The following is a 25430-nucleotide window of genomic DNA, read 5'->3' on the forward strand; positions in this document are numbered from 1 at the left end:
CCTTCATGCAGGGGGTTTGCCAGGTGACATGGTTGGAGCCCAGGCGGCAGACTGTCGGCCGTGACTCAGGAACGGAGGGGTACGTGAGCGCACCAACGGTCCGCCGGCGCAGGCTCGGCACCAAGCTGCGCGCGTTGCGGGATGCCCTCGACCTCAAGCTCGAAGAGGTGGCGGAGAAGTCAGCCGGCCGCATCAACGTTCCCAAGCTGTCTCGTATCGAGACTGCCCGGAGTGCGGCCAAGCCGGCCGACGTTGAGATGCTGCTCAATCTGTACGGCGCGGACGATGAGGAGTTGCGTGCCGCTCTGCTCGCCCTCACGCGCGAGGGCGCGCGGCGCGGGTGGTGGCACAGCTATCGCGGCGTACTGTCGCCGGTCTATGAGGACTTGATCAGCCTTGAGGCTGAGGCGACGAACATCCATACATGGCAGATGGGCGCCATTCCGGGGCTGTTGCAGACGGGCGAATACGCTCGGGAGATCATTACGGCAACGGCGATGTCGGCTGCTGTCGAGAGCAGAATCGATGCTCTGGTCGAGGTGCGTCTCGCACGTCAAAGTGTGCTGACTCGTGAACAGCCGCTTGACCTGTGGGCAATCATCGCTGAGGGCGCACTACGTACGCGGTGCGTCGGCGAGGGCGTGATGCGTGATCAGCTATCCCGGCTGTGCGCCCTGAGCAGGCGACCCAACATCAACATCCAGATTCTGCCGACGGACGCCCCACTCCACGTTGGGCAATTGGGGTCGTTCACGGTTCTCGGGTTCGAGGGACATCCAGACCTCGATGTCGTCCACACGGAAAGTCTGACCTCTGCCCTCTACGTGGAGCAACGGGAACAGGTGGGCGCCTATCAGGACGCGGTCGAGCGACTGCGCGCAGCAGCGTTGCCGGTCGAGGCGTCCGTCGATCGCATCGCAGAGATAAGGGATCAAGTATGAGCCACATTGACGACGCCTCGACGCTTGCTGGCGACTGGTGGAAGTCGTCGCGGTCCGACACCGGTGCACAGTGCGTCGAGTTCGGCATCATCGACGGTGAGTCGGTCGCGGTGCGGGACAGCAAGATCCCGAACGGGCCGGCGCTGCTGCTGAGCCGCGCTCAGGTGGCCGGCTTTGTCGAGGCGGTCAGTGAGGGCCGGTTCGACCAGTAGCCGAACAGCAGTGAGGGAACGGCCCGCCCCGGGGCATTCGGGGTGGGCCGTTCGCCGTACTGGTGCCGTTGAGCCTACGGGGGAAGGCGTGGCCGTCGGGAACGTGACTGGGCGGGCGCTTGGTGCACGCCGCGAATTATGCAAGCACGCTTGATTGTTCTTGGTGTCGCTGTCACTCTCTGAAGGCCGCTAGTCCAGCGTTGCGAGGGGCAGAACTCATGGTCATAGCAGTCCCTTTGGCGAGACTCACCCACCATTACGGGGTGGCCGTCCTGGTGAATCCCGCCCGGGTAGCGCGGAGCGCCCCCGTCAGCCGCGAGATGACCTTCAACTTCGTCTCGCACCAGTCACTGGGACTGCCCAAGTTGTACTGAGCGCGCCATGCTGCTGTCCGTGCCCGTGCGGCACTCGCAGACCGACTGACCGGCGACCGGTACCCGTACCGCCGGTGCCGCCCCGCACCGCCCCGCCACGCCCGCACCGCCCCGCCGTACCCACCTCGAAGGGAAAGGCCCCGGCATGGTGTCCCACGCATCCCGCGCGTTCCACGCAGCCCATGTGTTCCGCAGTGAGTACGCCGACGTCGCCCCCGTAGAACTGCCGATCCACGAGGCGGTCCTCGGGCGGGTGGCGGAGTACGGCGACCGGCCCGCCCTGATCGACGGCCTCGACGGCACCACCCTCGGCTATGACCGGCTGGACCACCTCACCCGCCGGCTCGCGGCCGCCCTCGCCGCGGCCGGGGTCCGCAAGGGCGAGGTGCTGGCCCTGCACAGCCCGAACAGCGTGCTCTTCCCCGTCGTCTTCTACGCCGCCTCGCGCTGCGGGGCGGCGGTCACCACCGTCCATCCACTCGCCACCGAGGGCGAGTTCGCCAAGCAGCTCGGCGACTCCGGGGCCCGCTGGATCGTGACCGTAGCGGCGCTGCTGGACACCGCCCGCGCCGCGGCGCAGCAGGCCGGCGGCATCGCCGAGATCCTCGTCTGCGACCGGGCCGAGGGCCACCGCTCCGTACAGGACCTCGTCGCCGGTACCGACCCGGAACCGTCCGTCGCCCTCGACCCGGCCGACGACCTGGCCGTCCTGCCCTACTCCTCCGGCACCACCGGCACCCCCAAGGGCGTGATGCTCACCCACCGCAGCATCGCCACCAACCTCGCCCAGCTCACCCCGCTGGTCTCCAGCGGCCCGGACGACCGGGTGCTGGCGGTGCTGCCCTTCTTCCATATTTACGGGTTGACCGCCCTGATGAACGCACCCCTGCGCAACGGCGCCACCGTCGTGGTGCTGCCCCGCTTCGACCTGCGGCAGTTCCTCTCCGCGATCGAGAAGCACCGCATCACCGCCGTCTATGTCGCGCCCCCGATCGTCCTCGCCCTCGCCAAACACCCGCTGGTCGCCGACTACGACCTCTCCTCCCTGCGCTACCTCGTCTCCGCCGCCGCGCCCCTGGACGCCGAGCTGGCGGCGGCCTGCTCCCGGCGGCTCGGCCTGCCGCCGGTCCTGCAGGCGTACGGCATGACCGAGTTGTCCCCGGGCACGCACTGCGTCCCCCTCGACGCGACGGACCCGCCGCCCGGCGCCGTCGGCAAGCTGATCCCCAACACCGAGATGCGCCTGGTGTCCCTGGCGACCGGCGAGGACGTGCCGCCGGGGGAGAGCGGCGAGATCCTGATCCGCGGCCCGCAGGTCATGAAGGGCTATCTGGGCCGGCCCGCCGAGACCGACGCGATGATCGACCCCGACGGCTGGCTGCACACCGGCGACGTCGGGCGGACGGACGACGACGGCTGGCTGTATGTCGTCGACCGCGTCAAGGAGTTGATCAAATACAAGGGCTACCAGGTCGCCCCCGCCGATCTCGAAGCGCTCCTGCTCGGGCATGACGCCATCGCCGACGCGGCGGTCATCGGTGTCGTGGACGCGAACGGCAACGAGGTGCCCAAGGCGTTCGTGGTCCGGCAGCGGGGGGCCAGCCTGAGCGAGGACGAGGTCATCGCGTACGTTGCCGACCAGGTCGCCCCGTACAAGAAAGTGCGCCGCGTGGAATTCCTGGAGAGCGTGCCGCGCGCCACCACCGGAAAGATCCTGCGGCGCGAACTGCGCGCCAGGGAAAGGAGCTCGACCCCCCGATGACCGACGCACCCGCCACGACCCTGGTCCCGCGCTCCCACGAGCACGGCATCACCACTCTCACCCTGGACTCACCGCACAACCGCAACGCCCTCTCCACCCGCCTGGTCGCCGAACTCGGCCAGGCCCTCGCCGACGCCGCCGCCGACGACGCCACCCGCGCCGTCGTGCTCACGCACACCGGCGGCACCTTCTGCGCCGGTGCGGACCTCTCCGAGGCCACCGCGGGCTCGGCGAAGGACGGGCCGCTCGGCCTGGCCCGGCTGCTGCGCAGCATCGTGGCGCTGCCCAAGCCGGTCGTCGCCCGGGTCACCGGACACGTCCGGGCCGGCGGCCTCGGCCTGCTCGGTGCCTGCGACATCTCCGTGGCAGGACCGGACACCACCTTCGCGTTCACCGAGGCCCGCCTCGGCCTCGCCCCCGCCGTCATCTCCCTGCCGCTGCTGCCGCGGCTGGACCCGCGCGCCGCGGCCCGCTACTACCTGACCGGCGAGAAGTTCGGCGCGGCGGAGGCGGCCAGGATCGGCCTGGTCACCCTCGCGGCCGACGATGCCGACACCGGCCTCGCCCCCGTTCTGGACGGGCTGCGCAAGGGCTCACCACAGGGCCTGGCCGAGTCGAAGAAGCTGGTCACCGCGGAGGTGCTGGCCGCCTTCGACCGCGACACCGAAGCGCTCGCCGAACAGTCCGCGCGGCTCTTCGGCTCCGCCGAGGCCCGCGAGGGCATGACCGCCTTCCTGGAACGACGGGCCCCCGCATGGGCGCGGTGACCCCCGCCCGCGGCCCCAAACAGCCCCAGCAGGAACGCAGCCGCGCCACCCGCCTCAAACTGCTGGAGGCCGCCGTCTCCTGCCTGGCCGAGCGTGGCTGGAGCGGCAGCACGGTCTCCGTGGTCGCCGAGCGCGCAGGCGTCTCACGGGGCGCCGCCCAGCACCACTTCCGCACTCGCGAAGACCTGTTCACGGCGGCTGTGGAACACGTCGCCGAGAAGCGGCAGGGCGCGGTCAAGGCCGTCGCCCGCAATCTGCCGCCGGCCGGCTCCGTGGCCCGCACCTGGATCATCGTCGAGGAGCTGGTCGGCCTCTACACGGGCCCGCTGTTCCGCGCCGCGCTGCACCTGTGGGTGGCCGCCTCCGACGAGGAGCCGCTCCGTGACCGGGTCACCGCCCTGGAGGCCAAGGTCGGCCGGGAGGCGCACCGCACGGCCGTGGCCCTGCTGGACGCCGACGAGGCCGTGCCCGGCGTACGGGAAACCGTCCAGGGCCTGCTCGACATGGCCCGCGGCCTGGGACTCGCGAATCTCCTGACGGATGACACGGTTCGCCGGGACCGGGTGGTCGAGCAATGGGCCAAGATCATCGATGGCCTCTTGGCCGGGTAGACGGCTTCCCACGTCTTCGGCCGGCCCGCCGTGGCGGTTGCCCGCCGTGAGTCGCCCGCTGTGCGGTGCGCCCACCGTTGCGCCCCCACTGCCTGAAGGGCGTGGGAGGTACCCCCGGCGGCGAACGGGGCCGCTGAGCTCAGCGGCCCCGCCCGCCGCAACCAAGAGAAACCTCACGGCGGGAGAGCCGAAAACGTGCCGGGGCAAAGCGCAGCGAAACGCGTCACCGAGGGGCGATGTCCCCAAACCCCGCGATCTCCTGCGGCCCCCGCGCCGGCGGGCCCACATACCGGGCCGACGGCCGGACCAGTCGGCCCGTGCGCTTCTGCTCCAGGATGTGCGCGCTCCAGCCGGCCGTACGGGCACAGGTGAACATCGAGGTGAACATGTGCGCCGGGACCTCGGCGAAGTCCAGGACGATGGCCGCCCAGAACTCGACGTTGGTGGCCAGCACCCGGTCGGGACGGCGGTTGCGCAGCTCTTCCAGCGCGGCCTTCTCCAGCGCCTCGGCGACCTCGAAGCGCGGGGCGTTCAGGTCCCGGGCGGTCCGCCGCAGCACCCGCGCCCGCGGGTCCTCGGCACGGTAGACGCGGTGGCCGAAGCCCATCAGCCGCTCGCCCGCGTCCAGCGCCCGCCGGACGTAGGCGGAGGCGTCGCCGGACCGCTCGATCTCCTCGATCATGCCGAGGACGCGGGACGGCGCGCCGCCGTGCAGCGGGCCGGACATCGCGCCGACCGCGCCGGACAGCGCGGCCGCCACATCCGCGCCCGTGGAGGCGATGGACCGGGCGGTGAAGGTGGAGGAGTTCATGCCGTGCTCGGCGGCCGAGGTCCAGTAGGCGTCGACGGCCTTGACGTGCTGGGGGTCGGGCTCCCCGCGCCAGCGCTTCATGAAGCGCTCCACGATGGTCTCCGCCGTGTCGATCTCCTTCTGCGGCACCATCGGCAGGCCGGCCCCGCGCGCCGACTGGGCCACGTACGACAGGGCCATCACCGCGGCGCGGGCAAGGTTGTCACGGGCCGTCGCCTCGTCGATGTCCAGCAGCGGCTTCAGGCCCCACACGGGCGCGAGCATGGTGAGCGCCGACTGCACATCGACCCGGATGTCACCGGAGTGCACGGGGATCGGAAACGGCTCGGCGGGCGGCAGCCCCGGGTTGAAGGCCCCGTCGACCAGCAGCCCCCAGACGTTTCCGAAGGACACCTTCCCGACGAGATCTTCGATGTCGACCCCGCGATAGCGGAGCGAGCCGCCTTCCTTATCCGGTTCGGCGATCTCCGTCTCGAACGCGATGATTCCCTCGAGTCCGGGTACGAAGTCGGACATCAGGCAGCTCCTCAAAATGGGGACGGCAAGCGGTCCGTGACCGGCTGCCGTGCGGTCGAGTCCTCGGTGTGCGGTGCGCGACCGGTGCGGTTACGCGGCTGCGCCGGGCAGCTCGCGGTCCGTACCGGTCACGCAGGTGATGCCCCGCCAGGGCGTCGGTCACGCGGCGGTCTTGCCCGCGGTGGGTCGGACCGCGGGCGGGCAGGTGCGGTGTGGTGCGTCCCTTCAGGCCGGACGGACACGATAGCTCTCCCCGTCCGGCGGCCACAGTGGGGCGCCCCCTCATTCTGGGGGTCTCTCAGCTGCCGGGAGGGGTGAGACTCGGCACAACGGTCGATCCGCCGACGGGAGGGTTACGCCAGGTCGACGAGGGGCAGACTTCCGCCCCTTCCGGCTGACCGCGCCGGATCCGATGTTGCAAGATGAGGCCGTGCACCCAGCCGAAGCGCCTCATGCCGAGACCCCCGATCCCTCCTCCATGCGTGCGCACTACCGCGCCGAGGGACTCGTCGAGTCCGACCTCGCCGCCAGCCCCTACAACCAGTTCGCACGCTGGTTCAAGGACGCGACGGTGGCCGGTCTGCACGAGCCGAACGCGATGGTCGTCTCCACGGCGGACGCCGGCGGCCGGCCGAGTTCGCGGACCGTGCTCCTCAAGGCATTCGACGACCGCGGCTTTGTGTTCTTCACGAACTACAACAGCCGGAAGGGGCGCGAACTGGCCGGAAATCCAGCCATTTCGCTGCTGTTCCCGTGGCACCCGCTCGCCCGCCAGGTCGTGGTGACCGGCACCGCGGAACGCATCGGCCGGGACGAGACCGCCGCCTACTTCCGCACCCGCCCGCACGGCTCCCAGCTCGGCGCCTGGGCCAGCGACCAGTCCGCGCCCGTCGCCTCGCGCGCGGAACTGGAGCAGGCCTACGAGGAATTGGCGGCCCGCTACCCGGAGGGCGAGCAGGTGCCGGCGCCCCCGCACTGGGGCGGCTACCGGATCGCCGCAGAGACGGTCGAATTCTGGCAGGGCCGGCTCAACCGGCTGCACGACCGGCTGCGGTACGTGCGCGAGCACGAGTCCTGGCGGGTGGAGCGCCTGGCCCCCTGACGGCGGGGTCCGGGGGACAGAGCGCGGAGAGCGTGGGAACGCAGACGACCCGCGGGCTGTTTCCTCCGCGCTCGGTGGCGCAGAGGGCCGGTCGGACGAACCGGCAGCCCGCGGGTCGGGTGACTGCTTGGGATTGGCCGGCTGCGCATCTGCAGTATGCGCTGGTCCGGCGCTGCACTTCGGGTGAAGCGACGGGCCGCTAGCCCGCAGCCACCTCACGCGTCCGGTGCGAAATCATCTGCCGAACCACCTCCCTTCTCGTGTGCTCCACACATTAGGAAGCCGGCCGGCCGCACACAAGGGAATTTCCCGTTAGCAACGATTTCCGCAAACCGGCTGTGGGGTGTGTCACGTTCCAGTTGAATGTTCCCAGGTGGAGCACGTGCGGCCGGGTTTCGTGAGGGGTGCCAGTGACTGCTTCGTCAGCTTCTTCTGCGTCGTCGGCGGCGCGCTGGTCCGCCGACGAGGCCGATGACTCGGGTCTGCTCGCCGCGCTGCTGGACGGGATGGACGCCGCCCTGGTCGCCTTCGCCGCGGACGGCACGGTCACCCACTGGAACCACGAAGCCGAACGCATCCTGGGGTGGACCACCACCGAAGCCGTCGGGCGTAACGGGCTGGCCGGCTGGGCGGTCCGCAAGGAGGACGCCGACGGGATCGACGCCGCACTCACGGCCGCCATGCGCTCCCCGGGCCGCCAGGTGCAGGAATTCGCCCTGCTGACCAAGGACGGCCACCGCGTGCTCGTCCGTACCCAGGCCTCCGCGGTCCGCGGGCCCGACGGCCGGGTCGCGGGGGTGTACTGCGCCTTCAGCGAGGTGCACACCCAGATGGACCTGGAGCGGTCCATCGCGCTCAGCGAGGCGCTGTTCGAGGACGCGTCATGGGGCGTGGTGCTGATCGACGCCGATCTGCGGCCCGCCGTCGTCAACGCACACGCCGCCCGTGCCCTGGGGGTGGGGCGCACCGCCCTGCTGGGGCGCCCCCTGGGCGAGCTGCTGGCACAGGGCGTCGAGGAGCTGGAGTGCGCCCTGCAGCACGTCCTCGCCGAGGGCGCGCCGCCGGCCGTCGCCGAGCAGTGGGTGACGCTGCGCTCCGAGGAGGCCGAGCTGCCGCGCCGGTGCTGGCGCAGCGGCTTCGTCCGGCTGGCCTCCCCGCTGGCGGAGGAGCCGGTGCCGCTGGGGGTGGCCTGGCTCTTCCAGGACGTCACGGCCGCCAAGCGCGCCGAGCAGGACAGTTCCCTGCTGCGCTTCCGCGCCCATCAGCTCCACCGGGCCGGCCGGGCGGCAGCGGAGTGCCCAGACCCGGCCGAGGCCGCCGCGGTCCACCTCGACTTCGCCCTGGCGGGCTTCGCCGACCACGGCCTGGTCGACCTCGCCGCGACGCCCGCGCCCCAGCCGTACGGGGCGGTCACCGAAGGCGGTCCGTACGAGGACGCCTCCCCATACGAGGACCCCTCCCCGTACGAGGACGCCTCCGCCTCCGCGCCCGATGCCGCGCCCGAGGAGGAGTCCGACGAGGAGTCCGCAGCCGCGTCCGCAGCGGAGGCAGAGGCGTCCGGTGCGGACGGCGCCGGGCTGACGGCAGATTCCCTGGCGGCCACCGGCAGTCCGAACACCGGCAGTCCGGTAGCCGGCCGTGCGGTGGTCGGCAGTGCCGTGGCCGCCCGCGCGGACGCCGGCCGGCGTCCGCGGTGGTCCGCGCCCCGGCTGGTGCGGACGCTGGCTTCCCCGGCGGGCTCGCCCGGTCCCTCGGAGCGGCTGCCGGCGACCGGGATCCCCACGCCGTACGTGCCGGGGCATCCGGCGCTCCAGGCGTACGAGCGGGGCGGCTCGGTGCGTACCAGCGCCGGTCCCGCCTCGGCCGAGGGCTGGGCGGCCGCCCGCAACTGGCCGGACGGCACCGTGCACGGGCTGTGTGTGGTGCTGCGCAGCCGGGGCCGCACGCTCGGTGTCGCGACCTTTCTGCGGGCACCCGCGCGCCGCCCCTTCGACCGGGCGGACGCGGACTACGCGGAGGAGGTCGCGGCCCGGATCGCCGCGGCCCTCGACCTCGCGGGCGCGGCCTCGCTCTGAGGCGGGCCACTGTTCCGGGCCGGGCCGGGCGGGTCGGACCGGCCAGTGGTTGCTCCGGGCTCGGCATTCGCTCCGGGCCCCGCGGTTGTTCCGGGGCGGGCTGCCGCTACTGCCGGTAGAAGGGCCGGCCCCCTACTGCCGGTAGAAGATCCGGTCCGCGTACTCGCTCATCACCCGGGCGTTCCAGTCGTGCCCGCCGTCGACGTTCCCCGAGCGCAGCAGCGGAGGGTCGATGCCGCGCTCGGCGAGGGTGCCCGCGGCCGTCGCCACCATGGCCTGCATGATCGCGCTGGTGACGACGGTGGAGGCGGGGGCGAACGGCGCGTCGATGCCCGGCAGTGCCAACTCCGCGTCGCCGACCGGGATCCGGCTGTCCAGTACCAGGTCGCAGTGGTCCTTGAGGAAGCTGCCGGAGGCGTGCCGGGACGTGGTCGTCTCCGCGTACGCCACCGACGTCACGCCGATGACCTTGATGCCGAGAGCGCGGGCGTTCCTCGCCATCTCGACGGGCAGCGCGTTGCGGCCGGAGAGCGAGATGATCACCAGCACGTCGCCCGCCTCCAGCGGACTGGTGTCCAGGACGGCCCCGGCCAGCCCGTCGACCCGCTCCAGGGCGCTGCCGAGCGTCGCGGGCCGTACGTCCACGCCGACGACACCCGGAACGGACAGCAGATTCATGATCGCCAGGCCGCCCGCGCGGTAGACCGTGTCCTGCGCGGGGAGCGAGGAGTGCCCGGCGCCGAAGGAGAAGACCCGGCCGCCCGCCGCGACGGCGTCCGCGATCAGCTGCCCGGCCGCGGTGATCCGGTCGCCCTCGCCGTCGCGGACCTGCCGCAGCAGGTCGATCGCGGCGTCGAAGTACTTTCCGGCCAGCCGGTCGCTCCGGTCGCTCTCAGCCATGGACGCGGGCCCCTCTCGTCGGGCCGCGCCGTATGGCGCGGCGCACGGCGCATCTCGTCGTATCTGATCAGTGGCGCGGATCACGTTGCGGTCCGGACCGGTGCCCTGTCAATACGGCCGTGGGGGGCCGGTCCGGAGACGAGGAGGCACCGTTGTCGGCGGGATGCGTCAGAATTGAGTTCAGGGCCACCGCACCACACATCGAGGGGCACGCATGTCCGGACTGATCGACACCACGGAGATGTATCTCCGCACCATCCTCGAACTCGAAGAGGAGGGTGTGGTCCCCATGCGCGCCCGCATCGCGGAGCGGCTTGAGCAGAGCGGCCCGACGGTGAGCCAGACGGTCGCGCGCATGGAGCGGGACGGGCTGCTGACGGTCGCGGGCGACCGGCATCTGGAGCTGACGGAGGAGGGCCGCAGGCTGGCGACGCGGGTGATGCGCAAGCACCGCCTCGCCGAGTGCCTGCTCGTCGACGTCATCGGGCTCGAATGGGAGCAGGTGCACGCCGAGGCGTGCCGCTGGGAGCACGTGATGAGCGAGGCGGTCGAGCGCCGCGTCGTGGAGTTGCTGCGGCATCCGACGGAGTCGCCGTACGGCAACCCCATCCCGGGGCTGGAAGAGCTCGGCGAGAAGGCCGGGGGCGACCCGTTCCTGGACGCCGGGATGGTGAGCCTGATGGATCTGGACGCCGGGGCCGACGGCAAGACGGCCGTGGTGCGCCGGATCGGCGAGCCGATCCAGGCCGACGCCCAGCTGATGTACACCCTCCGGCGGGCCGGTGTGCAGCCGGGCGCGGTGGTGAGCGTGACGGAGTCGTCGGGCGGGGTGCTGGTCGGGAGCAGCGGCGAGGCCGCCGAGCTGGACTCCGAGATCGCCGCCCATGTGTTTGTCGCCAAGCGCTGAAAGCAGTTTCAGCCTCTTTCTTTTCGGCGCCTGCGGCCGAAGCCTTCCCGCGAGCCCGCTGAACTGCGCCGATGCGCCGCTCAGCGGGCTCGGCAAGTTCTTTCCGGTTGAACGGACTTGTGCGAATCCGTGCGATACGGCCGGTCTCGTGTCACGCTGACGCATGGCCATGCATCGGCCTGTCCTGGCCGGGGAGGGGGCTCGGATGCATCCACGTATGACGGAGACAGTCAGGGCCCCGGCGCTGCGAGCAGCCGGGGCCCTGCCTCCCCATGTCCCCCACCCAAGACCCGGAGCCCCGAGCTCCCAGGGTCTTCCCCCACGGGCCCCCTTCCCGGTAGGGCCCGCCTCCCGGCAGATGTCTCCCCGTGGCGGGCGCGGCCAATCCTTGAGTGAGGTCACTCGAACGAGGGGTATTGCGCGCCGAAACGGCGCGTTCGAATAGGGGTTCGATAGTGTGGAGCTGCTCAAGGGACGATTGGGGGTGCCAAGGCACATGGTGCAGCGCATCGATGTCACAGGGGCCGGCGGTGTAGGCCTCGCCGCCTGGGAATTCACCGACCCGCCCAAGATCGGCGGCGGGCTGGAGGAGAGCGAGCAACGGCCTGCCGTACTCCTGCTCCATGGCCTGATGGGCCGCGCCTCGCACTGGGCGGCCACCGCGCGGCGTCTGAGCGCGCGCCACCGTCCCGTTGCGCTGGATCAGCGGGGTCACGGCCGCAGCGAGAAGCCCGCCGAGGGGCCGTACGACCGCGAGGCGTACGTCGATGACGCCCTCGCGGCCATCGAACAGCTCGGCCTCGCCCCGGTCGCCCTTGTCGGACACGCCATGGGGGCCCTGACGGCGTGGCAGTTAGCGGCCCGAAGACCGGATCTGGTCAGTGCGCTGGTCATCTGCGATATGCGGGCCTCGGCGCTCGGGGCGGCCTCGCAGCACGAGTGGACCGAATGGTTCCGGTCCTGGCCGTTGCCGTTCGCCACCCTCGCGGATGTCCGCAGGTGGTTCGGCGAGGACGACCCGACCCTGGAGCGGCCCAGACCTGCCCGCGGCGAGTTCTTCGCCGAGGTGATGGCCGAGCGCGCCGACGGCTGGCGCCCGGTCTTCTCCCGCCGCCAGATGCTCACCGCCCGTGAGACCTGGGTGCATGACGCTCATTGGGAAGAGCTCGCCCAGGTCCCGTGCCCGACCCTCGTCGTCCGCGGCCTCGATGCCGAACTGGGCCGTGCCGAGGCCATGGAGATGGTCCGGGTGCTGCCGCGCGGCGCCTACGCCGAAATCCCCGACGCCGGCCATCTGCTCCCCTGGGAACAACCCGACGCCTGGTGCGCCGCCATCGAGCCCTTTCTCCGTACGGCCACGATGCCCGGCTGAGAAGGCAGACGGCCCGCGCGGCAAGGCACTGCAGCATCGCGGCGCGGGCCATGCGCTCGGCGCGGGCCATGCGCTCGGCGTGGGGGCGTGGAGGTGGGGGCGCGCCGGACCGGGCCGCCCCCGTCCGGCGCGCCCCCGTCCGGCGCGTGTTCTCAGGCCTTGCTGACCGCCACCAGAATCTCCGGCAGCCGCCGCGCCACCCGGGGCGCCGCCACCCGGAGTCCCAGCTCCGCGATGCCCACGCCGTAGACCGCGCCGACCGGCAGCAGCACCCACAGCAGCGTGTGCAGACCGGCGACGTGCAGCCAGATGGTCAGGCCCAGCAGCGGCGCGCACAGCACGGCACCCACCAGCACCCCGCCGAAGAGGCTGAACCAGGCGATCGCGCCCTGTCCCGGCGCGACGTTCTTGTTGCCCTCCGAGGGGATCGAGTACGGGAAGACCGCCGACGACAGCGCCCCGGTCGCCATGAGCGCGCCCAGCACGGCCAGCGAGAGCCCGTACACCTCCACGAAGTCCGACCACGGCCCGATGACGGCGGCGGTGCCGGCGACGACCAGCGTGACGTACGGGACGGCGACCAGCGCCAGCGCGCAGGCACGCGCCCGCAGTTCCCGGTAGGCGTCCCGCGGGGTGGCGATCGTCGAGGCGACCATCCAGAACGCCGAGGTGTCCTGCCCGAACTGGTTGTACATCTGCGACCCGAGCAGCGCCGACGCCGAGAACGACGTATAGATGCTGCCGTTGCCCTGCGCGGCCGAGACGGCCGGCAACAGCAGGCCGACGCCGAGCGCGGTCGCCCACGCCATCTTCGACTTGGGGTCGCGCCAGGCGTAGCGCAGCGTACGGAGCATGACCGCGCCGGTCCGCCCGTCCGGCAGCAGCCGCCCGAGCCCTCGCTCCCTCGTGCCGGCCCGGCGTGCGCTGTCCTTCTCCACTGCCTGGAGGGTCGAGGAGTCCGGGGCCGTCATCAGGGTGGTCAGGGTGCGCTGCCACCACCACAGCAGCAGGACCAGGGCCAGTGCCGCCAGCGCCAGGCCGGCCAGCGCCCGCCCGTACGCCCCGTCTCCGGCGTCCTCGACGGCGCTGACCGCCGAGGACGGCGGCACCCAGCGCAGCACCTCGCCCACCGGCTCCAAGACGGACAGGCCGTCCGGCCGGCCCAGCTTCTGGGCGGCGATGTTGATGGCCTGGGCGCCGAGGGCGATGAACAGGCCGCCCAGTACGGCGAGATCACGGCCACGGCGGCTGGTCAGCAGCCGCACCGACGCGGTGGCGACCGCCCGTGCCAGCGACACGCACACCAGCACCACCAGGACGACGGCCACCACGCCCACGGCCGCGGCGGCCGGGCCGTCGGCGACCGCGATCACCGAGCCGGTCGCCAGCGCGAGGGTGACGACCGGGCCGATGCCGACGAGCGAGGCCACCAGCAGCGACACGATCAGGGGCCGCGGCCGCAGCGGCAGCATCACCAGCCGGGTCGGATCCAGCGTCTCGTCGCCCGTGGGGAAGAACAGCGGCATCACCGCCCAGCCCAGGGTGAGGATTCCGGTGAGCAGAACGACCAGCGCGCCGACATGCGCGGTGCCGCGCAGCGCGATCAGCCCCAGCACGACGCCGGCGGTGAACAGCAGACCGACGATGACCGACGCGATATACGCCAGCGCGCGCCCGGTGGACTGCCGCAGCCCGTTGCGCAGCAGCGACAGCTTCAGCCGGACGAAGACGCCGGTCAGGGAGGGGGAGGGGGCGGCGCCCTGTCCCGCGGTCGCCACGGCGGATTCGGTGCTCATCGGGCGCCGCCACCGCCCAGCCAGTCGAGGTCGGCGCCCGGACCGCGATCCCGTGCGCCGACGAGTTCGAGGAACGCGTCCTGCAGCGAGGGCGCCGCGCCCCGGACCTCCGCGAGCGGACCGTCCGCACGGATCCGCCCTGCGGCGATCACCGCGACCCAGTCGCACAGCGACTCGACCAGCTCCATCACATGGCTGGAGAAGATCACGGTCGCCCCGGAGGCGGTATAGCGCTCCAGCACACCGCGGATGGTCTGCGCCGACACCGGGTCGACGCCCTCGAAGGGCTCGTCGAGGAAGAGGATTTCGGGGTTGTGCAGCAGCGCCGCCGCCAGCCCGATCTTCTTGCGCATACCGGTGGAGTAGTCCACCACCAGCTTGCGCTGGGCGCCCGCCAGATCGAGCACATCCAGCAGCTGCCCGGCCCGCTTGTCGACCTCGTCGCCCGGCAGACCACGCAACCGGCCTATATAGCCGAGGAGTTCACGCCCCGAGAGCCGTTCGAAGAGCCGCAGACCCTCGGGCAGCACCCCGATCCGGGACTTGACGGACACCGGGTCCTGCCAGACGTCGTGCCCGCCGATCTCGACCAGCCCGGCGTCCGGTCGCAGCAGGCCCGTCACCATGGAGAGCGTGGTGGTCTTGCCCGCGCCGTTGGGGCCGACAAGACCGATGAAGCGCCCGGCCGGCAGCGTCAGATCGATGCCGTTGACGGCGATCTGCTCGCCGAACTTCTTCCACAGTCCCTGGATGCGCACGGCGGGCGGGCCGGCCACGGCGCCCCCCGGGGCCCCGGCCGCCCCGCCCTCAGAAGCGGCCGAGGGGTGCTCCGGCGGTGCCGACCCGGCCTGCCGATCGAGGTGCGGATCGACGCGCCGATCGACGTGCGGATCAAGGTGCTGATCGAGATGCTGCTCGATGTCTTCCGGCTCGTTCGCCACCGGCCCTGCCCTTCGACGTCCCCGCAGAGGCCGTCCTGGCCCCCGTCAGGGACCCCACGATACGACCGGGTACGGGAGGCCGCCGGGCGATGGGCGTCCCGGGGTCAGTGGACGCGGCCGGTCCGGATCAGCGGACCCGTCCGGTCCGGATCAGCGCCCCCGGGCCGCGACCGCCTCCCGTGCGCAGGCGTACGCGAGCGGGCTGATCAGCTCCTCGGCATCCGGCAGCCAGCGGTTGGTGGCGGTGGGGCGGCGCGCCCACTGCACCGAGCCGTGCGCGCCCACCCGGGTCGGCGGCGCGGCGATGTACTCGCCCTCGCCGCGGCAGATCAGGTCGAGCGCGGCCGGCGCCCAGCCCAGGCTCCGTACCAGCGCCGGGACCTTCACCGAGGCGCCGGGAAGGACGAGGAAGAGCATCCGCCGGCCGGGGGTGCGGGTCACCGGTCCCAGCGGCAGCGCCATCCGTTCCATCCGGGCCAGCGCCAGACAGCCCGCGGTCTCGGGGACGTCCAGCGCCTCGAACGCCCGGCCCGTCGGCAACAGGATCGACGCCCGTGGCTGCTTGCTCCACATCCGGCGGACGGCGGTGGCGCTGCCGGTGGCCTGTCCGGCCCAGCCGGGGGCGGTCGGGTGCGCGCCGGGCGCCGCGCAGTCACCGGCGTCGCACGAGCAGCGCAGTGTGTCGCCGTCGTGTTCCAGCCATGCGCCGGGGAACACGTCCCAATGCCGTTCCTCGGCGTAACGCACCGCAGTTTCGAGCAGCTCCTCGCCGCGCTGCCTGCCGCGCTGCCCGGGGATCTGCGAGGTACCTGTGACTCCTATGGTCTCTTCCACGCTGAGGACAACTTCCGGTGTCACCAAGGGTTACGGCCGGACGGTGGACCCCCCGGCGCATCGTTCTCGCACCTGGGGCGCATGGGTGCACCGGTGGGGGCGCATATGCGGGCGGGGTCCGGGGAGCGGGTAGCCACCTGCCTGACGGGCGGAGAGGCCGCCCGGCGGCAGGCCGAAGTGCACCCGGGGGAGCCCGGCTCGGCGGCGCCGCGATCTGTGCACGGCACCGCGCACCCTCCCTACTCGTGAACGAGCGCTGCGCACCGGGGATGCTCCGGACAGGGCCTGAAACGCTCACAACTGAGCATCCGCTGCAAAGTGCGTATCACTCCGATCTCTCCTATCGGGCATATCCCGGATCTCTCGGATATCCGGCATATTCCCGGGGAATCGATCACGAGGAACGGCGTTCGCCGGTGAACGCACAGCGGTACACAGGGGGTACATGCATGGCCGCCAGGCCACTCGTCGCACGACAGCCCAACGAACGGCTGCAGACGCTGATCCAGGAAGCCGCCTGTTCCAACGCGGGGCTCGCCCGCCGCGTCAACATGTGCGGTGCGGAGCACGGTCTCGACCTCCGCTACGACAAGACCTCCGTGGCCAGATGGCTGCGCGGGCAGCAGCCGCGGGGCCGCGCTCCGGCCGTCATCGCGGAGGCGCTGGGGCGCAAACTGGGGCGCACGGTCACCATCGACGAGATCGGGATGGCCGACGGCAAGAACCTCGCCTCCGGAGTGGGGCTGCAGTTCTCGCCGACCGTCCTCGGGGCCATCGAGCAGGTCTGCGAGCTGTGGCGCAGTGACGTCGGGCGGCGCGACTTCCTCAGCGGTTCCACGGTCGCGGCCTCCGCCCTGGTCGAGCCCAGCCGCGACTGGCTGATCACCGGGGCGGACAGCCAGGTCGCCCGGAACGCCGGTGCCCGGGTCGGGATCTCGGACGTCGAGGCGGTACGCGCCATGACCACGGCGCTCAGCGAACTCGACCACCGCTTCGGCGCCGGGCATGTCAGGCCGGTCGTCGTGCACTACCTCAACAGCGTGGTCTCGGGGCTGCTGGCCGGTTCGTACCGCGAGTCCGTCGGGCGGGAACTCTTCGCCGCCGTCGCGCGGCTGACCGAACTCGGCGGCTATATGGCCGTCGACACCGGCCAGCCCGGCCTCGCCCAGCGCTACTACATCCAGGCGCTGCGGCTGGCCCAGGCGGCCGGCGACCGCGGCTACGGCGGCTACGTCCTGGCCGCGAGCATGAGCCATCTCGCCGCCTCGCTGGGCAATCCCCGGGAGATCGCCCAGCTCGCACGCGCCGCCCAGGAGGGTGCCAGGGGCCATGTCACCCCGCGGGCTGAGGCGATGTTCTGCGCGGCGGAGGCGCGCGGACATGCCCTGATGGGCGACGGACGGGCCTTCCAGGTGGTGGCCGGACGGGCGGTCGCCGCGATGGAGCGTGCCGACGCGTCGGCCGAGGCAGGCGACGACCCGGTCTGGATCTCGCACTTCGACCAGGCGTATCTGGCCGATGAACTCGCCCACTGCCACCGTGACTTGGGGCAGCCGGGGCCCGCCGGGCAGCGGGCGCAGGAGGCGCTGGACGGGCACCCGGAAGGCCGGGCGCGGCGGCGGGCCATCGGTCTGCTGCTGCTGGCCGGTGCCCAGGCGCAGCAGCGGGAGGTGGAGCAGGCCTGCCATACGGGCACCCAGGCGCTGGAGTTGCTGAGCGGGCTGCGTTCGGACCGCGGCGCGGAGTATCTGGAGGACTTCCAGCTGCGTTTGGAGCCCTTCCGGGACGAACCGGTGGTGCGGGAGTTCAGCGGCCGGCTGGAGCTGCGGGCCACGGCGGCGTGAGCGGCGCCGCGGGAAGCGTGCGCCACGCCTCACCGCGGGAGCGGCTGCGGCACGGCGATGGGGCGGCCGCTTCGTCGTAAGGCGTCGCCGTGCCTGTCGTTGTGCGGCGTCGTTGTACGGCTTTGCCCCGTCGTTGTGCGGCTTTGTTGTGCGGCGTCGGGTATGTCGTATGCCGTCGGGCGGGCCGCGCACCGGGCCCGCCCGGTGCGTTCCGGGGGCGGATCGGGGGCGGATCGGGGTGGTGACCAGGCGACGTGGTCGAACGTTGCTGCGACCCGGTAGCGTGCAGCCGACGATTCCGTAGGTCTGCACGTTGGTAGGAGTCACGGTGACGCAGAGCGGACAGGGTCACGACCCGCAGAATTCTGCGGCCGGTCCCGCGCGAGAGGGCATTGTGCTGCCCGCCAACGGTGAGCCGTGGGTGCCCGACCAGCAGGCCGCACCGCCGGCCGGGCAGCCGTGGGGCCAGCCCTGGGGACCCGGCCCGCAGACCGCGACCGCCCCGCAGCAGGGGTACGGCGAGGCGCCCGGCCGGTACGGCGAGGCGTCCGCCCAGTACGGCGAGGCGTCCGCCCAGTACGGCGAGGTGTCCGCCCCGCAGCAGGCGCAGACGTACGGCCAGGGGTACCAGCAGCCTCAGCCGCAGGCGCATGCCCAGGGCCAGGGGCAGCAGGGATACGGCCAGGGTCCGCAGGGATACGCCCCGGAGCAGGGGCAGCACCCCCAGGCCTCCCAGGCGCCCGCCCCGCAGCAGCCGCAGCAGCCGCAGCCGTCGCAGGGGGGCCAGGGCTTCCCGGCGGCGTCCCAGGGCCGGCCTCCGGTACCGCCGCTCCCGCCCTCGATGCCACAGCAGGCGCCCCAGCCGCCTCAGCAGGCCCAACAGCCTCAGCAGGCCCAACAGCCTCAGCAGACCCAGCAGCAGCCTCAGCAGCAGTACGGGCAGCCGCCGCAGGGCCCGTCCGGAGAGCTGGTGCGGGCGACCCCGCAGACCGGTGCGCCGTTGCCGCCCGCCGCGAACGACGCGGAGGCCACCGCGCTCATCCCGCCCTTCGGCAAGCAGTCCGGATTCGACGGGCAGTCCGGCGGCCCGGGTGCCGCGCCGCTGCCGCCCGAGGCGGGCGCACGGCCCGAGACGCCCGACGAATCCACCACGATGCTGCGCGCCATCAAGCCGAACGGGGTCAGGCCCCAGGCCCAGCCGATGCCGCAGCCGATGCCCGGTGCCCAGGCCGCGGGCGACGCCGAGGCCACCCAGCTCATCCCGCCGGTCGGCGCCGCCGCACCGCCCCCGCCGGTCGGCGCCGCCGCACCGCCCCCGCCGCCCGGCGCGCCGTACGGCGTCCGCCCCGGTGCGCCCGGCGACCGTGCCACCCCCGCCGAGTTCGACGGCCTGTTCCGCGACGGTCCTGGCACACCCGGCCAGACCGGTGCCCCGGACTCCACCGCGCAGCTGCCGCGCTTCGAGGACCCGGGCCGGCCGCCGTACGGCCGGCAGGGCCAGGGGCACCAAGGCCAGGGCCAGGGACAGCCGGGCCAGGGGTACCCGGGCCAGCAGTTCCCGCCCGGTGGCGGCTACGACCAGCAGGCCTCGCAGGACGGAGACGGCGGCGGCCGCCGCAAGCTCGCCCCTGCCGTGATCGTCGGCATCGTCATCGTGGCGCTCGCGGGGGCCGGCCTCGGCCTCGGCTGGGCGCTGAGCGGGGGAAGCGACGAGCCCGCCGCGAAGAAGCAGGACGCCGGAGCCGGTACGACGAAGGCGGCCAAGGACTCGGAGCAGCCGAAGCCGTCCGCCGATCCGGCCGAGGCGCAGGCCAAGGGCCTGGACGCGCTGCTGGGCGACAGCAACAACAGCCGTTCCTCGGTGATCGGCGCCGTCAACAGCATCAAGTCCTGCAGCAACCTCGGCGGCGCGGCCAAGGACCTGCGCGCCGCGGCCGGCCAGCGCAACGACCTGGTGAAGCGGCTGCAGCAGCTGCCCGTCGACAAGATCCCCCACCACGCCCAGCTGACCGCCATGCTGACCAAGGCCTGGCAGTCCTCGGCGGCCGCGGACAACCATTACGCGGCCTGGGCCGGCCAGGTCGGCAGCAAGAAGGGCTGCCACAAGGGCAAGGCCCGGCTCAGCGGGCAGACCGCCCAGGGCAATGTGGCCAGCGGCCAGGCGACCACGGCCAAGAAGCAGGCGGCACAGATCTGGAACCCGCTCGCCAAGAAGTACGGCCTGACGGAGCGCCGCCCCGAACAGCTCTGAGCGGCGGGAGGGGCAGCGGCAGGGCCGGCGGCGGCGGTATCAGCTGTCCGTGCGACGCCGCTCCAGGGTCTTGGTGACATTCACGAAGCCGTCCTGGGCGGCGATCAACTCGCCGTCCCTGACGACCTGGTAGGTCACCATCCCGTTCACGATGCGCGGGAAGTCCTGGACGGCGAGCATGTCGTCGTCCCGCCAGCGCAGCTTCGGGGTGAGTCCGCCGGTGTCGATGGCGTGGTCACCGCGGTCCAGCGTCGTCTGCAGGGCGTGCGGGGTGATGTCGTCCACGCCCGCGTCGTCGAGCTGCCCGATCAGGGCGCGCAGGACGGTGTAGGCGATCCAGGTCGTCTGGACGCCCTGGTCGGCGGGGTCGATGCGGTTGTCGTCGAAGGCGAAGTCGTTGATGACCTTGCGCATCGGCTGCCAGCGCGGATCGTGCGCGACCGGGTACCAGCCGGTGATGTCCGCGTCCTCCAGCGGCCCGGCGCTGCCGCCCGTACGGTTCAGCAGCGACTGGCCGACGCTGCCCAGGACGGAGGCGACCCGCACCTGGGGACGGCCCTCCTGCAGCCGCCGGAACGAGTCGAAGAACGCGTCCGTGTGGTCGCCGAGCGAGGCGGCCACACAGGATCCCGGCACCTTGCCGCCGGCCGCCGAGGTGCCGTGGACGGCCGGGTCGGCACCCACGCCGTCCAGTGCGCGGTTCACCTCGGACGAGTAGTCGGTACCGTCCTCGGGCGCCTTGATGTCCTTGGCCGGGTGCCGGTGGCCGCTCTGCAGGCCGGAGTTGAGCAGGGACGGCATCTGGTCGCCCTGGATGGTGTCAGGCCGGACCAGCGCGACGCGCGAGCAGTCGTGGGCCAGCTGGCGGCCGTTGCCGGCGAGCAGGGAGGCCTGGCCGCCGTTGATCGGGTACGACAGCGGGCTCTCGAACTCCTCGTCCGAGGCCCCGTAGCCGCCGATGAAGGGGATCCCCTTGACCTCCAGCGGCGACATGAACGACCGGCCGAACTGGCTGTACGAGCCGACGACGGCGACCGCGCCCTCGCTCACCGCGCGCTGGGCACAATGCGCCGCGGTCACCGAGTCGTTCTGCTCGTTGCAGGTCAGCACCTTCAGGTGGTGGCCCCGGATACCGCCGTGGGAGTTGACCCAGCGGGCGTAGGCCTGGGCCATGGCCGGCATACCCGGCATATTGGTCGCCTTGGTGCCCTCGGGAGCCCAGGTCATCACCGTGATCGGCGCCTTGTCCCCGGAATCCCCCGCCGCCCCGGCGGGCGAGCCGCAGCCCGAGAGCAGTGACGCGAGGACCGCCGTACACGCCGCCGCCGAAGCGGTGGCGGCCGCGGGAACCGAGGAGAAGGGGCGGGGGAAGGGGCGTCGCCGTCCGGTCATGGCACAGCAGCCTTCCGTCTTGCCCGGAACGGGCTGGTGACGACGAGGCAATGGTCGGTGACGTAGAGGTGAACTCCGGGGGGCCGCTTGAGATCGTTGGTGAAGAACGTACGATCGATTGCTGTGCAAGGTTCGGAGAAGTCTTCCCGTCGCGGCCGCCGCTCGACCACCATGGGCGGTATGCCACTCAACGACATGCCGTGGTGGCGCTGGCGCAGCAATGTGCGTTCCGCGCTGCACATGCTCTCCGACCCCGCCTTCCAGCAGGAGGCCTGGCTGGCCGGCGTGCCCGGGTACGGAGATGTCACCGACGCCGTCTACCGCCTCGTCGAGGACACCTGGCTGGACAACTGGTCCGCCGAGAAGTACGTCGGCACGATCTTCCGGGACTCCCGGGAGGCGCAGCTCGTCGATGCCGCCGTGCTCCGGGTGCTGCGGATCATGCACCAGGTCGGCGCGGACGCTCCGGTGACCGCGTACCTGGAGCACCAGGGCTGGCCGGAGGCCGTGCACGCGGCCCGGGAGGCCCATGTGCAGCTGGCGACGGCGGACGGCGAGGACCCCGACGCCGCTCCGCGCTCGCTGGAGGTGCTGGCCATCATGACCGGTCAGGCCGACGCCCCGGCCTGACCTGCCCGGCAGGTGTGCGACCCTATGAGGTCATGAGCGAGTCGCAGCCCACCCAGCCCGGTCAGCACGATCGGAACGATCAGTACGTCCTCACCCTGTCCTGCCCGGACAAGCAGGGGATCGTGCACGCCGTGTCCAGCTACCTCTTCATCACCGGCTGCAACATCGAGGACAGCCAGCAGTTCGGCGACCACGACACCGGGCTGTTCTTCATGCGGGTCCACTTCAGCGCGGACTCCTCGGTGAGCGTCGACAAGCTGCGGGCCAGCTTCGCGGCGGTGGGCGACTCGTTCGGCATGGACTGGCAGATCCACCGGGCCGACGAGAAGATGCGGATCGTCCTGATGGTGTCCAAGTTCGGGCACTGCCTCAACGACCTGCTCTTCCGCTCCCGGATCGGCGCACTGCCGGTCGAGATCGCGGCCGTGGTCTCCAACCACACGGACTTCGCCGAGCTGGTCGGCTCGTACGACATCCCCTTCCATCACATCCCGGTCACCCGCGACACCAAGGCCCAGGCCGAGGCGCAGCTGCTGGAGCTGGTGGAGGCCGAGAACGTCGAGCTGGTGGTGCTCGCCCGCTATATGCAGGTGCTCTCCGACGACCTGTGCAAGGCGCTGTCCGGCCGGATCATCAACATCCACCACTCCTTCCTCCCGAGCTTCAAGGGCGCCAAGCCGTACCACCAGGCGCACGCCCGCGGGGTGAAGCTCATCGGTGCCACCGCGCACTACGTCACCGCCGACCTCGACGAGGGCCCGATCATCGAGCAGGAGGTCGAGCGCGTCGGCCATGACGTCACGCCGGACCAGCTCGTGGCGATCGGCCGGGACGTGGAGTGCCAGGCGCTGGCGCGGGCCGTGAAGTGGCACAGCGAGCGCCGGGTCCTGCTCAACGGCAGCCGGACGGTCGTCTTCGCGTAGGCGCGCCGTCCCGCCGCCGCGGAGTGCTTTCCGCGTCGGAATACCTTCCGCCGCGGAACACCTTCTGCCGCGGAACACCTCCGACGCGGAGGGCGCTCCATCGCGGAATGCCTCCGACGCGGAAGGCACTCCGCCGCGGAATGCCTCCGCCGCGGAATACCCTCCGCACCTCTCACGTTGTGGCCCCGAGGGGGCACTCGGACCCCCTACGGGACACGTTCGACGCCCCCCTACTGGCAGGGCCCGCCCCTAGAGGCGGGACAGCGACGCGGTCGCGAAGAGCACATCGCGGATCGCGTCCCGCTCGCCGTTCTGTCCGGCCGCGGCCTCCTCGGGAGAGATATGGCCCGCGGCCAGCTGGCAGAACTCGGCACTGTCCAGGGCGATATGGGCGACGGTGCGGTCCGGGGTGCCGAGCGCGGCCGGTGAGTCCAGCGCTATGTACCAGTGCCCGCCGCCGTTGCCCTCGACCTCCAGATGGAGCGTGCGGCCCGGGGCGCCCGCCTCGACCAGCCGCTGCGGCGGCGCGGCCAGCCCGGCCCGACGGCGGTCGGCCAGCGCGCCGGGCAGCAGCCGGGCGGCGAGGTCGACCATCAGGTGGAGGTGTGCCGACGCCGGGGGCTCGTACGGATAGTCCACCGCCTCCGCGATGTCCCCGGCATGCACCCAGCACTCGAAGGCGCGGTCCAGGAACGCGTCGCGCAGCGCGAGCCGGAAATCCCCGTACGGCACGGCGAGCTCGGCCACCTTGTCGCCGGCGAACGACACCTGCCGTATCAGCGCATAGCTCTGGTCACGCCACGGTGCGCGCAGGGCGAGCGGGCTGTGCTCCTCGGCCGGCGTCCGCCAGAACGTTTCCGTACGGATAAGAGGGTTCGGGGCGCCCGGCGGGGCGGTCGTGCCGAGCGGGTCGGGCAGTCCGAGAGCCGTCGCGACCAGGCCGTCGACCGCCATCAGATGCCCCATGACGCCGGCGACGGTGGACTCCCGTTTGACCGGGCGCTCCCCCTCGAACCAGCGCAGCCGCACCGGAGTGCGCCACTCCGCCTCGCCCATGTCGCGCAGCAGCGCGTCCAGTTTGGCGGTCTCCGCGTCGTACGGCGACGCCCACTCGGGCACCGGGATACGGGCCGGGCGGCGGCCCAGGCAGCCCTCCAGCACACGGGAGCGCAGCAGCGGATCGAGGTCGAGGCTGTCGGCGGGATGCAGCAGCCCGACGGCATCGCGCAGCCGCAGCGCTTCGTCCGCACAGGAGGCGCAGTTGGTCAGATGCGCCTCGACCGCGGCCGTCTCGTCTGCGGAGCAGGCCGACAGCGCCCAGGCGCCGAGCAGCGACTTGAGGATCCGGTGCGGCGGGCCGGCCGCCGGCGTGGGGAGGGGGACGGCAGCGGGCAGCTCGGTCACGGGCTCGGCTTCCGGTTCGCGGGGGCCGCCGCCGGTGTCCGACGCCGGGTCGCGGACGGGTACCGGCGGGTCGGCCGGGAGCGGGCCGTGGTCCTCGGCCGCGGTGCGCGGTGCGGGTATCCGCGGCCGTTCGCCGGGGCTGCCGGGCAGCTCGCGGCCGTCCCATTCGTCCGGGCCGTTCACCGCGACCGTCCGTTTCCCGGGCCGCCGGGCGGTGCGGAGGTCCCCGGGCCGGTGTGCTGGGAGTGCGGCGGGCGCGCTCCGCGGGGAGTGCGCGGCGCCTGCGGCCCATGGGATGAGGCGGGTGCGGAGCGCTGGGCGGGTGGCAGGGCCTGGTGGTTGTGGGCGGTGGACAGCAGTTGCAGGCCCAGGCGGAGCCGGCGCCGGGCCTCGTCCTCGGTGACGCCGAGGTCGGCGGCGGTCTGGCGGTAGTCGCGGCGCTGGAAGTACGCCAGCTCCAGGGCGGCCCGCAGCGGCGCGGGCATGGACGTGACGATGAAGTCGGCGCGGGCCGCGGTGGAGGCCTCGCGGATCTTCTGCTCTATTTCGGCGGGCGCGGGGGCGTCGGGTCCGCAGTCGCGCGCCGAGGCCGCCTCGGCCTGGCGCAGCCGCTGGACGGCCTGATGGCGGGTGACGCCGGCGACCCAGGAGCGCAGCGGGCCCTGCTTGGGGTCATAGGAATCCGGGTGCTCCCAGACGTAGCCGAACACTTCGCGGGTCACGCGGTCGGCGGCGTCCTCGTCGTCCAGGACGCGGTAGGCGAGGCTGTGCACCAGAGAGGCGAAGCGGTCGTAGAGCTCACCCAGCGCGGCCGCCTCGCCGTGGGCGAGCCGCTGCTGCATCCGCCTGTCCCACCGCGGTGGGGCGTCGTGTCCCATCGGATCCCCATCCCTGCCCGGCGCCTCCGGGCTCACACCTCAGCCGTCACTCCTGCACCCGCATGCCCGGACCTGTGTGCACCGTCACAGGGCCCGCCGTGCCCTCGAATGTAATGCGCGGGTCTGACAACGCACGCTCCTTTGCGGCAAACCGAGCCCTGAGGGGTACGGGGATGGTAAAGCCCTG

At 72.3% G+C, this 25430-nt stretch carries 21 protein-coding genes and 1 pseudogene; 14 read left to right on the top strand and 8 right to left on the bottom strand.

Annotated features, from left to right (window positions below; translation table 11 throughout):
- Positions 1–83 precede the first annotated feature (83 nt).
- From ACGFR7_RS04045 to ACGFR7_RS04070, 6 genes and pseudogenes are all read left to right on the top strand, one after another.
- Entirely contained in the window at positions 84–941 is an 858-nt protein-coding gene (locus ACGFR7_RS04045; RefSeq protein ID WP_393312711.1) for a helix-turn-helix domain-containing protein, read from the top strand.
- Complete coding sequence (locus ACGFR7_RS04050) at positions 938–1153, top strand: DUF397 domain-containing protein (RefSeq protein ID WP_393312713.1); 216 nt, start codon at positions 938–940, stop codon at positions 1151–1153. Before ACGFR7_RS04045 ends, ACGFR7_RS04050 begins: the two co-directional genes overlap by 4 nt.
- A gap of 245 nt (positions 1154–1398) precedes the next feature.
- Positions 1399–1527, top strand: a pseudogene (locus tag ACGFR7_RS04055) (acyl-CoA dehydrogenase); the annotation flags it as partial.
- Between the two features lie 145 nt (positions 1528–1672).
- Positions 1673–3289 carry a 4-coumarate--CoA ligase family protein gene (locus ACGFR7_RS04060; protein WP_393312715.1) on the top strand — a complete coding sequence of 539 codons (1617 nt, stop codon included), beginning with the start codon at positions 1673–1675 and terminating at the stop codon, positions 3287–3289.
- Positions 3286–4056, top strand: a complete 771-nt coding sequence (locus tag ACGFR7_RS04065; RefSeq protein ID WP_393312717.1) for an enoyl-CoA hydratase family protein — start codon at positions 3286–3288, stop codon at positions 4054–4056. The genes ACGFR7_RS04060 and ACGFR7_RS04065 overlap by 4 nt, the downstream gene beginning before the upstream one ends.
- Positions 4044–4667 carry a TetR/AcrR family transcriptional regulator gene (locus ACGFR7_RS04070; protein ID WP_393312719.1) on the top strand — a complete coding sequence of 208 codons (624 nt, stop codon included), beginning with the start codon at positions 4044–4046 and terminating at the stop codon, positions 4665–4667. Before ACGFR7_RS04065 ends, ACGFR7_RS04070 begins: the two co-directional genes overlap by 13 nt.
- 223 nt (positions 4668–4890) lie before the next feature.
- Here the strand turns inward: ACGFR7_RS04070 and ACGFR7_RS04075 are convergent, their stop codons facing one another.
- A complete protein-coding gene (locus tag ACGFR7_RS04075) occupies positions 4891–5994 on the bottom strand; it encodes a citrate synthase 2 (protein ID WP_393312721.1) in 1104 nt (367 codons plus the stop codon).
- A 412-nt stretch (positions 5995–6406) separates the two neighbouring features.
- Here ACGFR7_RS04075 and pdxH point away from each other — a divergent pair, with 412 nt between their 5' ends.
- Positions 6407–7096: a pyridoxamine 5'-phosphate oxidase gene (gene pdxH / locus ACGFR7_RS04080; protein ID WP_393312723.1), complete on the top strand. Its 690-nt coding sequence runs from the start codon at positions 6407–6409 to the stop codon at positions 7094–7096.
- 410 nt (positions 7097–7506) lie between these two features.
- Positions 7507–9171 carry a PAS domain-containing protein gene (locus ACGFR7_RS04085; RefSeq protein WP_393312725.1) on the top strand — a complete coding sequence of 555 codons (1665 nt, stop codon included), beginning with the start codon at positions 7507–7509 and terminating at the stop codon, positions 9169–9171.
- A gap of 132 nt (positions 9172–9303) precedes the next feature.
- On the opposite strand, the gene ACGFR7_RS04090 is transcribed toward ACGFR7_RS04085, so the two are convergent.
- On the bottom strand, positions 9304–10071 hold the full coding sequence (locus ACGFR7_RS04090) for an SIS domain-containing protein (RefSeq protein ID WP_393312727.1): 768 nt from the start codon (positions 10069–10071) through the stop codon (positions 9304–9306).
- Positions 10072–10285: 214 nt separating this feature from the next.
- On the opposite strand from ACGFR7_RS04090, the gene ACGFR7_RS04095 reads away from it, so the two are divergent.
- Both ACGFR7_RS04095 and ACGFR7_RS04100 read left to right on the top strand, forming a co-directional pair.
- On the top strand, positions 10286–10978 hold the full coding sequence (locus ACGFR7_RS04095) for a metal-dependent transcriptional regulator (RefSeq protein ID WP_311624700.1): 693 nt from the start codon (positions 10286–10288) through the stop codon (positions 10976–10978).
- A gap of 496 nt (positions 10979–11474) precedes the next feature.
- Complete coding sequence (locus ACGFR7_RS04100; RefSeq protein ID WP_393312729.1) at positions 11475–12350, top strand: alpha/beta fold hydrolase; 876 nt, start codon at positions 11475–11477, stop codon at positions 12348–12350.
- A gap of 152 nt (positions 12351–12502) precedes the next feature.
- On the opposite strand, the gene ACGFR7_RS04105 is transcribed toward ACGFR7_RS04100, so the two are convergent.
- From ACGFR7_RS04105 to ACGFR7_RS04115, 3 genes are all read right to left on the bottom strand, one after another.
- A complete protein-coding gene (locus ACGFR7_RS04105) occupies positions 12503–14146 on the bottom strand; it encodes a transporter (RefSeq protein WP_393312731.1) in 1644 nt (547 codons plus the stop codon).
- On the bottom strand, positions 14143–14922 hold the full coding sequence (locus ACGFR7_RS04110; RefSeq protein WP_393314139.1) for an ABC transporter ATP-binding protein: 780 nt from the start codon (positions 14920–14922) through the stop codon (positions 14143–14145). The genes ACGFR7_RS04105 and ACGFR7_RS04110 overlap by 4 nt, the downstream gene beginning before the upstream one ends.
- Before the next feature lie 315 nt (positions 14923–15237).
- Positions 15238–15921: a bifunctional DNA primase/polymerase gene (locus tag ACGFR7_RS04115; protein ID WP_393312733.1), complete on the bottom strand. Its 684-nt coding sequence runs from the start codon at positions 15919–15921 to the stop codon at positions 15238–15240.
- A 449-nt stretch (positions 15922–16370) separates the two neighbouring features.
- On the opposite strand from ACGFR7_RS04115, the gene ACGFR7_RS04120 reads away from it, so the two are divergent.
- Positions 16371–17765, top strand: coding sequence for a transcriptional regulator (locus ACGFR7_RS04120; RefSeq protein WP_393312735.1), 1395 nt, complete (start codon positions 16371–16373; stop codon positions 17763–17765).
- A gap of 328 nt (positions 17766–18093) precedes the next feature.
- Positions 18094–20016 (top strand): hypothetical protein, encoded by a 1923-nt coding sequence (locus ACGFR7_RS04125; RefSeq protein ID WP_393312737.1) that lies wholly within the window; start codon positions 18094–18096, stop codon positions 20014–20016.
- Positions 20017–20055: 39 nt separating this feature from the next.
- Here the strand turns inward: ACGFR7_RS04125 and ACGFR7_RS04130 are convergent, their stop codons facing one another.
- The gene (locus tag ACGFR7_RS04130) at positions 20056–21408 is read right to left on the bottom strand and encodes an ABC transporter substrate-binding protein (RefSeq protein ID WP_393312739.1); all 1353 of its coding nucleotides are present in this window, start codon (positions 21406–21408) and stop codon (positions 20056–20058) included.
- A gap of 117 nt (positions 21409–21525) precedes the next feature.
- Here ACGFR7_RS04130 and ACGFR7_RS04135 point away from each other — a divergent pair, with 117 nt between their 5' ends.
- Together ACGFR7_RS04135 and purU are read left to right on the top strand one after the other, a co-directional pair.
- On the top strand, positions 21526–22038 hold the full coding sequence (locus ACGFR7_RS04135; protein ID WP_393314141.1) for a hypothetical protein: 513 nt from the start codon (positions 21526–21528) through the stop codon (positions 22036–22038).
- Positions 22039–22070: 32 nt separating this feature from the next.
- On the top strand, positions 22071–22961 hold the full coding sequence (gene purU, locus ACGFR7_RS04140) for a formyltetrahydrofolate deformylase (protein ID WP_129294640.1): 891 nt from the start codon (positions 22071–22073) through the stop codon (positions 22959–22961).
- A 249-nt stretch (positions 22962–23210) separates the two neighbouring features.
- Here the strand turns inward: purU and ACGFR7_RS04145 are convergent, their stop codons facing one another.
- Both ACGFR7_RS04145 and ACGFR7_RS04150 read right to left on the bottom strand, forming a co-directional pair.
- Positions 23211–24548, bottom strand: a complete 1338-nt coding sequence (locus ACGFR7_RS04145; protein WP_393312741.1) for a zf-HC2 domain-containing protein — start codon at positions 24546–24548, stop codon at positions 23211–23213.
- Positions 24545–25243, bottom strand: a complete 699-nt coding sequence (locus tag ACGFR7_RS04150) for an RNA polymerase sigma factor (protein ID WP_393312743.1) — start codon at positions 25241–25243, stop codon at positions 24545–24547. Before ACGFR7_RS04150 ends, ACGFR7_RS04145 begins: the two co-directional genes overlap by 4 nt.
- Between the last annotated feature and the right edge of the window lie 187 nt (positions 25244–25430).

This window comes from Streptomyces sp. NPDC048516, from assembly GCF_043199875.1.
In the GTDB taxonomy this organism is placed as follows: Bacteria; Actinomycetota; Actinomycetes; order Streptomycetales; family Streptomycetaceae; genus Streptomyces.